Source organism: Kitasatospora sp. NBC_00458 (assembly GCF_036013975.1).
Taxonomy (GTDB): domain Bacteria; phylum Actinomycetota; class Actinomycetes; order Streptomycetales; family Streptomycetaceae; genus Kitasatospora.
Map to the genome: position 1 here is coordinate 5,970,081 of NZ_CP107904.1, position 13,213 is coordinate 5,983,293.

The 13,213-nt window shown below is 68.2% G+C and carries 4 protein-coding genes and 2 rRNA genes; 4 read left to right on the forward strand and 2 right to left on the reverse strand.

The window, feature by feature from the left end; genetic code table 11:
• The first annotated feature begins 162 nt into the window (after nt 1–162).
• The 3 genes from OG550_RS24960 (at nt 163) to OG550_RS24970 (ending at nt 4,417) form a co-directional block, all read left to right on the forward strand.
• Nucleotides 163–3,283 (forward strand): 23S ribosomal RNA (locus tag OG550_RS24960).
• 85 nt (nt 3,284–3,368) lie between these two features.
• Nucleotides 3,369–3,485 (forward strand): 5S ribosomal RNA (gene rrf, locus OG550_RS24965).
• Between the two features lie 95 nt (nt 3,486–3,580).
• Nucleotides 3,581–4,417, forward strand: coding sequence for a phosphatase PAP2 family protein (locus OG550_RS24970; RefSeq protein WP_327681104.1), 837 nt, complete (start codon nt 3,581–3,583; stop codon nt 4,415–4,417).
• 100 nt (nt 4,418–4,517) lie between these two features.
• Here OG550_RS24970 and OG550_RS24975 read toward each other — a convergent pair whose 3' ends face one another.
• Both OG550_RS24975 and OG550_RS24980 read right to left on the reverse strand, forming a co-directional pair.
• Complete coding sequence (locus OG550_RS24975) at nt 4,518–5,081, reverse strand: acetate uptake transporter (protein WP_327681106.1); 564 nt, start codon at nt 5,079–5,081, stop codon at nt 4,518–4,520.
• 327 nt (nt 5,082–5,408) lie between these two features.
• Complete coding sequence (locus tag OG550_RS24980) at nt 5,409–7,961, reverse strand: SpoIIE family protein phosphatase (RefSeq protein WP_327681108.1); 2,553 nt, start codon at nt 7,959–7,961, stop codon at nt 5,409–5,411.
• Nucleotides 7,962–8,505: 544 nt separating this feature from the next.
• Here OG550_RS24980 and OG550_RS24985 point away from each other — a divergent pair.
• The gene (locus OG550_RS24985; protein ID WP_327684118.1) at nt 8,506–13,050 is read left to right on the forward strand and encodes a HAMP domain-containing protein; all 4,545 of its coding nucleotides are present in this window, start codon (nt 8,506–8,508) and stop codon (nt 13,048–13,050) included.
• The last annotated feature ends 163 nt before the right edge of the window (nt 13,051–13,213 follow it).

The following is a 13,213-nucleotide window of genomic DNA, read 5'->3' on the forward strand; positions in this document are numbered from 1 at the left end:
GGATTGTTGATCGGGTGTGTCGGGCACGTTGTTGGGTCCTGAGGGAACGGCCGTATGGTCGTTGCTTCAGTGATGCCGGTCCCATGCGAGGCGGTCTTCGGGTCGTTGAGTGTGGGTGTCTGGTCGTTGTTTGAGAACTGCACAGTGGACGCGAGCATCTGTGGCCAAGTTTTTAAGGGCGCACGGTGGATGCCTTGGCACCAGGAACCGATGAAGGACGTGGGAGGCCACGATAGTCCCCGGGGAGCCGTCAACCAGGCTTTGATCCGGGGGTTTCCGAATGGGGAAACCCGGCAGTCGTCATGGGCTGTCACCCATACCTGAACACATAGGGTATGTGGAGGGAACGCGGGGAAGTGAAACATCTCAGTACCCGCAGGAAGAGAAAACAACCGTGATTCCGGGAGTAGTGGCGAGCGAAACCGGATGAGGCTAAACCATGAGCGTGTGAGACCCGGCAGGGGTTGCGCTTGTGGGGTCGTGGGATTTTTCTTGACCGGTCTGCCGGCCGGTCGGCGAGTCAGAAACCGTATGGATAGTCGAAGGACATGCGAAAGGTCCGGCGTAGAGGGTAAGACCCCCGTAGGCGAAATCTGTACGGCTCGTTTGAAGAACTCCCAAGTAGCACGGGGCCCGAGAAATCCCGTGTGAATCTGGCGGGACCACCCGCTAAGCCTAAATATTCCCTGGTGACCGATAGCGGATAGTACCGTGAGGGAATGGTGAAAAGTACCGCGGGAGCGGAGTGAAATAGTACCTGAAACCGTGTGCCTACAAGCCGTGGGAGCGTCGTTCACGTTTTCGGACGTGGGCCGTGACTGCGTGCCTTTTGAAGAATGAGCCTGCGAGTTTGCGGTGTGTAGCGAGGTTAACCCGTGTGGGGTAGCCGTAGCGAAAGCGAGTCCGAATAGGGCGGTTGAGTTGCATGCCCAAGACCCGAAGCGGAGTGATCTAGCCATGGGCAGGTTGAAGCGGAGGTAAGACTTCGTGGAGGACCGAACCCACCAGGGTTGAAAACCTGGGGGATGACCTGTGGTTAGGGGTGAAAGGCCAATCAAACTCCGTGATAGCTGGTTCTCCCCGAAATGCATTTAGGTGCAGCGTCACGTGTTTCTTGCCGGAGGTAGAGCACTGGATAGGCGATGGGCCTCACCGGGTTACTGACCTTAGCCAAACTCCGAATGCCGGTAAGTGAGAGCGTGGCAGTGAGACTGTGGGGGATAAGCTCCATGGTCGAGAGGGAAACAGCCCAGAACACCGACTAAGGTCCCTAAGCGTGTGCTAAGTGGGAAAGGATGTGGAGTCGCAGAGACAACCAGGAGGTTGGCTTAGAAGCAGCCACCCTTGAAAGAGTGCGTAATAGCTCACTGGTCAAGTGATTCCGCGCCGACAATGTAGCGGGGCTCAAGCACATCACCGAAGTCGTGTCATTGCAGCATATAGGGCCAACGCCTGCTGTGATGGGTAGGGGAGCGTCGTGTGCCGGGTGAAGCGGCGGTGGAAACCAGTCGTGGACGGTACACGAGTGAGAATGCAGGCATGAGTAGCGATACAAGAGTGAGAAACTCTTGCGCCGATTGACCAAGGGTTCCTGGGTCAAGCTGATCTGCCCAGGGTAAGTCGGGACCTAAGGCGAGGCCGACAGGCGTAGTCGATGGACAACGGGTTGATATTCCCGTACCCGCTTTGAAGCGCCAACGCTGAACCAGGTGATGCTAAAGCCGTGAAGCCGGCCCGGAGTCTTCGGACAAAGGGACGTGGTGGAGCCGCTGAACCAAGTCTGTATTAGGTGAGCGATGGGGTGACGCAGGAAGGTAGTCCAGCCCGGGCGGTGGTTGTCCCGGGGTAAGGGTGTAGGCCGAGTGATAGGCAAATCCGTCACTCATTAAGGCTGAGACCTGATGCCGAGCCGATTGTGGTGAAGTGGATGATCCTATGCTGTCGAGAAAAGCCTCTAGCGAGTTTCATGGCGGCCCGTACCCCAAACCGACTCAGGTGGTCAGGTAGAGAATACCGAGGCGTTCGGGTGAACTATGGTTAAGGAACTCGGCAAAATGCCCCCGTAACTTCGGGAGAAGGGGGGCCATTCCTGGTGACGGCACTTGCTGCCAGAGCTGGGGGTGGCCGCAGAGACCAGCGAGAAGCGACTGTTTACTAAAAACACAGGTCCGTGCGAAGCCGTAAGGCGATGTATACGGACTGACGCCTGCCCGGTGCTGGAACGTTAAGGGGACCGGTTAGCTTGGATTCGTCCAGGCGAAGCTGAGAACTTAAGCGCCAGTAAACGGCGGTGGTAACTATAACCATCCTAAGGTAGCGAAATTCCTTGTCGGGTAAGTTCCGACCTGCACGAATGGCGTAACGACTTCTCGACTGTCTCAACCATAGGCCCGGTGAAATTGCATTACGAGTAAAGATGCTCGTTTCGCGCAGCAGGACGGAAAGACCCCGGGACCTTTACTATAGCTTGATATTGGTGTTCGGTTCGGCTTGTGTAGGATAGGTGGGAGACTTTGAAGCAGCAACGCCAGTTGTTGTGGAGTCGTCGTTGAAATACCACTCTGGTCGTGCTGGATGTCTAACCTGGGTCCGTGATCCGGATCAGGGACAGTGTCTGGTGGGTAGTTTAACTGGGGCGGTTGCCTCCTAAAGAGTAACGGAGGCGCCCAAAGGTTCCCTCAGCCTGGTTGGCAATCAGGTGTTGAGTGTAAGTGCACAAGGGAGCTTGACTGTGAGACTGACGGGTCGAGCAGGGACGAAAGTCGGGACTAGTGATCCGGCGGTGGCTTGTGGAAGCGCCGTCGCTCAACGGATAAAAGGTACCCCGGGGATAACAGGCTGATCTTCCCCAAGAGTCCATATCGACGGGATGGTTTGGCACCTCGATGTCGGCTCGTCGCATCCTGGGGCTGGAGTAGGTCCCAAGGGTTGGGCTGTTCGCCCATTAAAGCGGTACGCGAGCTGGGTTTAGAACGTCGTGAGACAGTTCGGTCCCTATCCGCTGTGCGCGTAGGAGTGTTGAGAAGGGCTGTCCCTAGTACGAGAGGACCGGGACGGACGAACCTCTGGTGTGCCAGTTGTCCTGCCAAGGGCATGGCTGGTTGGCTACGTTCGGGAGGGATAACCGCTGAAAGCATCTAAGCGGGAAGCCTGCTTCGAGATGAGCACTCCCACCTCCTTGAGAGGGTAAGGCTCCCAGTAGACGACTGGGTTGATAGGCCGGATATGGAAGCCCTGTAAGGGGTGGAGTTGACCGGTACTAATAGGCCGAGGGCTTGTCCTCAGTTGCTCGCGTCCACTGTGTTGTTCTGAAACAACGACCCCCATGACATGGCCTGTCGTGGGTGCGGTTGACAGTTTCATAGTGTTTCGGTGGTCATAGCGTGAGGGAAACGCCCGGTTACATTCCGAACCCGGAAGCTAAGCCTCACAGCGCCGATGGTACTGCAGGGGGGACCCTGTGGGAGAGTAGGACGCCGCCGAACAATCATTCCAAAAAGACCCCCTCCCGTTCGGGAGGGGGTCTTTTTGCGTTAACGTCTCCCCACCACGTCCAAGCCCGGTGGAGAGGCGCGAACCGTTGCAGAACCTGACCCTTACCTGGCAGTCCGCCGGGGGCGCCGCGGTCGCACTCTACGGCGGCTCGTACGCGGCCGCCCGGGTCCGGCGAGGGGCGGTGGCGGCTGTCCTGCGGGAGGCCGGCACGCTGCTCGCCCTGTTCGCCCTCTGGCAGCTGGTCGGGAGCCTCTCCCTGATGAGCACCGAGCACGCGCTGGACCGGGCGAGCTGGATCCACCGGACGGAGGTGGCGCTCGGGCTGCCGGACGAGGTGGCCTGGCAGGAGGCGGTGACGCCGTACCCGGTGCTGGTGAGGCTGGCCAACTACTACTACGCGGCGATGCACTTCACGGTGATGATCGCGCTGCTGGTCTGGGTGTTCCTGCGGCACCGCCGGCGCTACGCGTGGGTGCGGACGACGGTGGTCATCACGACGGCGGTCTGCCTGGCCGTGCAGTTCATCCCGGTGGCACCGCCCCGGATGCTCCCGCAGGAGGGCTTCGTCGACGTGGCCGCGGAGTACGGGCAGTCGGTCTACGGGGGAACGGTCGGCGGGATGGTCAAGGCGGCCCAGCTGTCGGCGATGCCGTCGGTGCACGTGGCCTGGTGCGTGCTGGTGGCGGTGGCCGTCATCAAGGTGTCGACGAGTTCGCTGCGCTGGCTGGTGGTGCTGCACCCGGTCCTGACGGTGACGGTGGTGGTCGTCACGGCCAACCACTTCTGGGCGGACGGCCTGGTGGCGGTGGCGATCCTGCTGCTGGCGTACGCGGCCCAGGCGTACGCCGCCCGCCGGCGTGCCGGGCGGGCGGCTGAGGTCCGGTCGGCGGACGAGCCGGACCGGGTGGCCACCGGGGGCTGAGCGAGGCCCGCCCGGGCGGGCGGGGAGCCCCGGCGGGGCCGGACGTGCCGACGGACCGGGCCCCGTGGGGGGTGGGTCCGGTCCGCCGGTGGTCCTGCCGTTACTTGACGGGCAGGGCGTCCCGGCCCCACGCGCTGTTGGTCAGCGACGCGGTGGCCCAGTACCAGGCCGCCAGCCCGGAGGCCGCGGCGACCCAGCCGGCGGCCTTGGCGAGGCCCCCGGAGGTGTTGAAGGTGGCGAGTGCGGAGAGCAGCAGCGAGACCGTCAGCAGGCCGTAGACGACCCGGTTGAACAGGCCCGCGTTCCAGCTGGCCGCGGTGAGGGTGAGCGCGAGCAGGGCCCACAGGAGGAGGAACAGGCCGGCCGCGTTCTTGTGTGCTCCGGAGGCCGTGGACCAGGTGGCCCAGAAGGCTCCGAGGCTGGTGAAGGCGGTGCCGGTGAAGCCCTCGCCGCCGCGGAGCTGCCAGAGACCGGCGATGAACAGGGTGAGACCGCCGACGACGTGGGCGAGACGGGCTGAGTCCCCGACCCCTGTGCCACTGAAGATGCCGGTGGAGAGCAGGCCGTAGGCGAGGAGGGTCAGGCCGAGTGCGAGGTAACCGAGGTTACCCGCGTCGGCTCCGGTGGAGCGGGCGTTCAGTGCCCCGGTAGCTTCGTTGCTCACCGGAGGCTCCTTTCACTCTGGGCGCGCGCAGGGCGCAGTGAACTCGGGTGAGTTTCGATGAGGTGAATGCGCGCGACCGCGCCGAGGGCGCACGGCTGGAGCGTGCGACGGCTGCGATCAGAATGCTGGGCCAGCGGAGAACCGCTGGTCACGTCCCCGCCGGGGGATTCCCCGGTGAGATCGGTGTACCCAGGGTGAGCGGGCTTGTACCCTTGTGAATCGCACAATTTGTGACGTCGTCGGTCGGGGATCGTTCACGGCCGGACACCGCTCCGGCCCCGCTCCGGCAGCGGCGGGACACCGGTCGGCGCCACCGGGCTCCGGGACTCAGGCGGTCCGCTGGGTGGGGACCCGCAGGGTGAGGATCGCCATGTCGTCGGAGGGCGGCTCCGGGGCGAACCGCTCGACCGCCCGCTGGACCCGCAGCGCGACCGCGCCCGCGGTGAGCCCGGTGCAGCCGGTGAGGACCTCGGCGAGGCCGTCGTCGCCCAGCATCCGCAGGCCCTCGCGGCGTTCGGTGACACCGTCGGTGACGCAGAGCAGGACCTCACCGGGCGAGAGCACCAGGCGTTCGGCGGTGAGGTCGAGGTCCTCCATGACGCCGAGCAGCGGCTGCGGGGTCGCGGCGCGGTCCACCCGGCCGTCGGTGCGCAGGCGCAGCGGCAGCGGGTGGCCGGCGCAGACCAGGGAGAGCTCGGTGCTGCCGTCCGGAAGGGGCGTCAGCTCGCCGTAGAGCAGGGTGAGGAAGCGGCTGCGCGAACCCTCCTCCAGGATCGCCGTGTTGAGCCGGCTGAGGACCTGCGGGGCGTCCAGGCCCTCGCGGGCGAGCAGGCGCAGCGAGTGCCGGGCGAGGCCGGTGACGGAGGCGGCCTCGGGGCCGGTGCCGCAGACGTCGCCGATGGCGAAGCCGTAGGTGCCCTCGCGGATCGGGAAGAGGTCGTAGAAGTCGCCGCCGACCTCGTTGCCCTCGCCGGCCGCCTGGTAGTAGACGTCCACCTCGACGCCCGGGATCTCCGGCAGGTCCGGCGGCAGCAGACTGCGCTGCAGGGCCTGGCTGGTGGCGGTGCGCTCGGAGTAGAGGCGGGAGTTGTCGAGTGCGAGGGCGGCCCGGCGGGAGAGGTCCTCGGCGAGTTCGAGGACCTCCTGGCGGAAGCGGACGCCCGCCGAGGTGCCGAGGACGAACAGGCCGATCACGCGGTTGCGGGCGGTCAGCGGCAGGACGACGGTCTCGCCGAGGAGTCCGGACAGGTCGGGGCTGTCGGCGAGTCCGCTGCCGCGCGCGGTGTCGGCGGGCGCGGTCCAGAAGCGGGCGCCGTGGGTGGGGCCGGCGTCGGGTGCGGGGGTCTTGTCGAGCAGTGCGCGCAGCGGGTCGATGCGGTCCTCGTCCTCGTGCAGGACGAAGGCGAGCGAGGCCGGGGCGCCGTGGTCGCCGTTGGTGTAGACGGTGCACCAGGAGGCGAGGGTGGGGACGGCCATCTGTGCCATCAGGGCGAGGGTCTGCTCGTGTTCGAGGGTGCCGGCCAGCAGGTCGGAGGCCTCGACGAGGAAGGAGAGCGAGCCGCGGCGCAGCCGTTCGAGTTCGGTGAGCCGGGTGGACTCGACGGCGAGGGCGAGCCGGTCGGCGGCGAACTGCAGCCGGAGGGCGTCCTCGTTGTCGTACCGGCCGGGGGCGGCGGTGGCGATGCCGAGCGAGCCGATCAGCCGGCCCTCGACCTTGAGCGGGACGGTGAGCAGGGAGCGCATGCCGCTGCCGCCGAGGACGGGCAGGCCGGTGGGCCGGGTGGCGAGGTCCTCGTGGACGGAGGGGAGGCGGGGCGAGTCGTAGCGGTTGCCGGTGTCGACCGGGAAGCGGGTGTGCCGGCGGTGGCCGGAGGTGAGTCCGGTGGCGGCGCGGACCTCGAACTCGGTCTCGTCGTCGGTGGTGAGCAGCAGGTAGGCGGCGTCGGCGTCGAGCAGGTCGCGGGCGCGCTCGACGGTGTGCTGGAGCAGTGTGTCGAGGTCCTCGCCGGAGCCGAGGCCGGCCAGCAGGTCGAGCCGGGCGGAGGCCTCGGGCTTCTCGCCGGGCAGGGCGCGGGCGGGGGAGCGCAGGACGGCGCGGTCGTCGTCGAGGACGAGCAGGCAGAGGGTGGAGGGGGTGCCGTCGGTGTCGCGGAGGCGGACCTGGACGCCGTAGACGTCGACCGTGGAGCCGTCGGCACGGCGCAGCGCGTAGCCGCCCTCCCAGCGGGCCAGGCGGAGGGTGGCGGCGAGGCCGAGGCCGGGGGTCTGCGGCCAGACGGCGAGGTCGGCCCAGGGGTGGCCGAGGACGCTGTCGGCGGGGTGCTGGAAGAGCGCCTCGGCGTCGGGGTTCCAGGCGAGGACGCGGCCGTCGTCGTCGAGCTGGACCACGGCGACGTGCACCGGGCCGCTGCTCCTGGGCAGTTCGCTGCCGGGCGTGGCGGGGACGGCGTAGCGGGTGCCGGCGACGTGGGCGGGCAGGGCGAGGCGGAACCAGACGGTCTTGCGGCCGGCGCCGTACTCGACGCCCCAGCGTTCGGCGAGGGCCGCGCACATCAGCAGGCCGCGGCCGCCCTCGCCGTCGGGGTCGGCGTAGTGGTCGGAGGCGGTGGCGGGGACGTCGGCGAAGGTGGGCAGGCCGCGTTCGGGGTGGTGGTCGGTGACCTCGATCCGGACGGTGTCGGCCTCGCGGAGGCAGCAGACCTCGGCGGCGGTGCCGGCGTGGACGACGGCGTTGGTGACGAGTTCGCTGACCAGCACGACGGCGTCGTCGACGACCTCGGGCAGGCCCCAGCCCAGCAGGGCGTCCCGGACGAAGGAGCGGGCGGCGGAGGCCGACCGGCCCACCGGTTCGAAGGTGGCGGCTGCGCGCGCGGTGACCACGTTGCCACGTCTCCTCTGCTCTGTCCCTGACTGTCCGGGTGCGGCGCCGACTCCCCGGTGCGTGCCGGCGGGGTGGGCGGCGGCGCTTGGGGCGGGTCGGGGCCCGGTGCAGCGCTCCACCCTACTTTCCGCTTGGTTCCCCGTGGGGGCGGGGCGTCGAAACAGGCACCGGAGGGTGATTCTGCCCACCTGTTTCGGCCGGGGCGGTACCAACCGAGCGCAACCGGCCTTATACCCGGCGCGAGTGCTGCCAGACTGGGGGGTCCGCGATGTCCGGTCCGAGCAGTACGGTCGTTGCGGGTGCCGGTGCCCCGTGCGGGTCGCCGGGACGCAAGCCGGGACGGTGCCCGGTGCCGGGCCCGTCCGGGTCGCGGGTCGCGGGGTGCCGGACAGTACACGATCTGGGAGGGGCCCGTTGAGTTCGGCCACCAAGGACGCAACCGGTACGACGCCGCCCGCCCAGCGTGGCGGACGCTCCGGGGCCGCGCCGCGGAGCGCGGCCGGCCGGCGTGCCAACCACAGCCGCGGCGCGGAGCCGGCCGAGCTGCGCAAGCTGCTGTCGGCGCTGACGGCGATGCGCGACGGCAACTTCCGGCGCCGGCTGACGGTGCCGGGGGACGGGCCGCTGGCGGAGATCGCCGCGGTGTTCAACGAGGTCGCCGAGCGGAACCAGCACCTGACGGGTGAACTGGCGCGGGTGCGGCGCGCGGTGGGTCGCGAGGGCCGGCTGAACGAGCGGCTGGAGACCGGTGCTGGCGAGGGCGCCTGGATGGCGGCGGTCGACAACTGCAACGCGCTGATCGACGACCTGGCGCGGCCGATGGCCGAGGTGGGCCGGGTGCTGGCGTCGATCGCCGAGGGCGACCTGGACCAGAAGATGGAGCTGCGCTCGCTGCACAGCAACGGGGTGAGCCACCCGTTGCGCGGCGAGTACCTGAAGATCGGGCGGACCGTCAACGGGCTGGTGGACCAGCTGTCGGAGTTCACCGACGAGGTGACCCGGGTGGCCCGCGAGGTCGGCACCGAGGGCAAGCTGGGCGGCCAGGCCAAGGTGCGCAGCGTGTCCGGGAGCTGGAAGGACCTCGCGGACTCGGTCAACACGATGGCGGGCCGGCTGACCGCGCAGGTGCGGAACATCGCGCAGGTGACCACGGCGGTGGCCAAGGGCGACCTGTCCCGCAAGGTCACGGTCGAGGTGGCCGGCGAGATGCTGGAGCTGAAGAACACCGTCAACACGATGGTGGACCAGCTCAACGGCTTCGCGGCGCAGGTGACCCGGGTGGCCCGGGACGTGGGGACGGAGGGCAGGCTCGGCGGTCAGGCGCAGGTGCCGGGCGTCGCCGGGGTCTGGCGGGACCTCACCGACTCGGTGAACTTCATGGCCGACAACCTGACCGGCCAGGTCCGCAGCATCGCGCAGGTGACGACGGCGGTGGCGCGCGGCGACCTCTCGCAGAAGATCGAGGTGGACGCGCGCGGGGAGATGCTGGAGCTCAAGAACACCATCAACACGATGGTGGACCAGCTCTCGGGCTTCGCCGAGCAGGTGACCAGGGTGGCCCGCCAGGTGGGCACCGAGGGGCGGCTGGGCGGCCAGGCGCAGGTGCCCGGCGCGGCCGGGGTCTGGCGGGACCTGACCGACAACGTCAACTTCATGGCGAACAACCTCACCGATCAGGTGCGGAACATCGCGCAGGTGACGACGGCGGTCGCCCGCGGCGACCTCTCGCAGAAGATCCAGGTGGACGCCCGCGGCGAGATCCTGGAGCTGAAGAACACCATCAACACGATGGTGGACCAGCTGAGCGCCTTCGCCGACGAGGTGACCCGGGTGGCCCGGGACGTCGGCACCGAGGGCATCCTCGGCGGTCAGGCGAGCGTGCCGGGGGTGTCCGGCACCTGGAAGGACCTGACCAACAGCGTCAACCTGATGGCCAACAACCTGACCAGCCAGGTCCGCAACATCGCCGAGGTGACCACGGCGGTGGCGCGCGGGGACGTCTCGAAGAAGATCACCGTCGACGCGCGGGGGGAGATCCTGGAGCTGGTCACCACCGTGAACACCATGGTGGACCAGCTGTCGGCGTTCGCCGACGAGGTCACCCGGGTGGCGCGCGAGGTGGGGACCGAGGGGATCCTGGGCGGTCAGGCCCGGGTGCGCGGGGTGTCGGGCATCTGGAAGGACCTGACCGACAACGTCAACTTCATGGCGTCGAACCTGACGGGCCAGGTGCGGAAGATCGCCGAGGTGGCGACCGCGGTGGCCAGCGGCGACCTCTCGAAGAAGATCAGCATCGAGGCGCAGGGCGAGGTCGCGGCGCTGGCCGGGACGCTCAACATCATGGTGGACCAGCTGTCGGCGTTCGCGGTCGAGGTGACCAGGGTGGCCCGCGAGGTGGGCACCGACGGCACGCTGGGCGGCCAGGCGGGCGTGCCGGGCGTGGCCGGGATCTGGAAGGACCTGACCGACAACGTCAACCTGATGGCCAACAACCTGACCGGCCAGGTGCGGAACATCGCGCTGGTCATCACGGCGGTGGCCCGGGGTGACCTGTCGCAGAAGATCGACGTCGACGCGCGGGGCGAGTTCCTGGAGCTGAAGACCAGCATCAACACCATGGTCGACCAGCTCTCCGGCTTCGCCGACGAGGTCACCCGGGTCGCCCGCGAGGTGGGCACCGACGGGCGGTTGGGCGGCCAGGCACGGGTGCCCGGCGTGGACGGCACCTGGCAGGACCTGACCGAGTCGGTCAACGAGCTGGCCAACAACCTGACCCGGCAGGTGCGTGCGATCGCGCAGGTCGCGACCGCCGTGACCAGGGGCGACCTGTCGCTGCGGATCGACGTGGACGCCGCCGGTGAGCTCGACGAGCTCAAGGACAACATCAACCAGATGATCGCCAACCTGCGCGAGACCACCCGCACCAACCAGGAGCAGGACTGGCTGAAGACCAACCTGGCCCGGATCTCCGGCCTGCTGCAGGGCCGCCGGGACCTGGAGGCGGTCGCCTCGCTGATCATGACCGAGCTCACCCCGGTGGTCTCGGCGCAGCACGGCGCCTTCTTCCTCGCCCAGCCGGCCGGCCGCACCGCCGAGCTGATCACCGAGGACGACGACGAGAACGACACGGTGCTGCGCCTGATCGGCAGCTACGGCTACCAGCGGCGGGCCATGCCGACCACCTTCCGCCCCGGCGAGTCGCTGATCGGCCAGGCGGCGGTGGAGAAGCGGGCGATCATCCTCAAGGAGGCCCCGCCCGGGTACCTGAAGATCGCCTCGGGGCTGGGCGAGGCCTCGCCGGCCCACATCGTGGTGCTGCCGGTGCTGTTCGAGGGCCGGCTGCTCGGGGTGATCGAGCTGGCCACCTTCAGCTCGTTCACGACCGTCGCGCTGGACTTCCTCAACCAGATCGCCGACCTGATCGGCGTGACCGTCAACACCATCAGCGTCAACACCAAGACCGAGGGACTGCTGCTGGAGTCGCAGCGGCTGACCGCCGAACTCTCGATGCGGTCGGCCGAGTTGGAGGCCCGCCAGGAGGAGCTGGAGCGCACCAACGAGGAGTTGCAGGAGAAGGCCGAGCAACTCGCCCAGCAGAACCGTGACATCGAGATCAAGAACAGCGAGATCGAGGAGGCCCGGCAGGTGCTGGAGGAGCGCGCCGAACAGCTCGCGCTGGCCTCCCGGTACAAGAGCGAGTTCCTCGCCAACATGTCGCACGAGCTGCGCACGCCGCTCAACTCGCTGCTGATCCTGGCCAAGCTGCTCTCCGACAACAACGAGGGCAACCTCTCGCCGAAGCAGGTCGAGTTCGCCGACACGATCCACGGTGCGGGCTCGGACCTGCTCCAGCTGATCAACGACATCCTCGACCTCTCCAAGGTCGAGGCCGGGAAGATGGACGTCCGCCCGGCCCGGATCGCCCTGGTCCAGCTGGTCGACTACGTCGAGGCCACCTTCCAGCCGGTCGCGCTGGACAAGAACCTGGAGTTCGGGGTCCGGGTCTCGCCGGCGCTGCCGGTCACCCTGCACACCGACGAGCAGCGGCTCCAGCAGGTGCTGCGGAACCTGATCTCCAACGCGGTGAAGTTCACCGACGCGGGCGCCGTCGACTTCTCGATCACCCCGGCCGGCCCGGACGTCCCGCAGCACGTGCGGGAGCGGCTGCTGGAGGCGGGTGCGATCCAGGCGCCGGACGACCCGCTGATCGCCTTCGCGGTCTCCGACACCGGCATCGGCATCCCCGGCAACAAGCTGCGGGAGATCTTCGAGGCGTTCAAGCAGGCGGACGGCACCACCAGCCGCAAGTACGGCGGGACCGGCCTCGGGCTGTCGATCAGCCGGGAGATCGCCCGGCTGCTCGGCGGCGAGATCCACGCCGAGAGCGAGCTGGGCAAGGGTTCCACCTTCACGCTGTACCTGCCGCTGCGCAGCGAGGCCCCGGAGGCCGCTGCCGGGGCCGGCCAGGCGCCGCGGGCCGCGGTCGGGGTGACCCCGGCGGGGACGCCGGTGCCGGTCGGCGAGAACCCGGCCGACCACTGGGCCCAGGAGGTCCGCGAGCTGGCCGAGGTCCGCCGCCGGGGCGCCGTCGAGCGGCGCCGCGCCGCGGCCCTGGAGGCGCTGCCCGCCGAGGGCGGGGCCCCCGACGGCCGCTCCGCGGAGTCGGCGCCGGCCGCCCGCCGCTCGGGCCGGGCGGACACCCGGTTCGACGGCGAGCAGGTGCTGATCGTGGACGACGACGTCCGCAACGTGTTCGCGCTCACCAGCGTGCTGGAGCAGCACGGCCTGACGGTGCTGTACGCGGAGAACGGCCGCGAGGGCATCGAGATGCTGGAGCAGCACGAGAACGTCGCGCTGGTCCTGATGGACATCATGATGCCGGAGATGGACGGCTACGCGACCACCGAGGCGATCCGCCGGATGCCCCAGTTCGCCGGTCTGCCGATCATCGCACTGACCGCCAAGGCGATGAAGGGCGACAAGGAGAAGTCGCTGGAGGCCGGTGCCACCGACCACATCACCAAGCCGGTGGAGACCGACCACCTGCTCTCGGTGATGCACGAGTGGCTGGCCGCCCGGAAGCGGTAGGTACCGTGTCGGGGGCGTGAACTCCGGGGTTCGCTCCGGGGTTCACGCCGGTGCGGCGGGCGGTTTGCTGGCGGGGAGGGGCGGGAACCGGGTAGGGTCACCGATCGTTGCGAACAGTGACCGGATGGCGACTCGCTGGTGAGCGTGCGCCGGTGCACTGTGT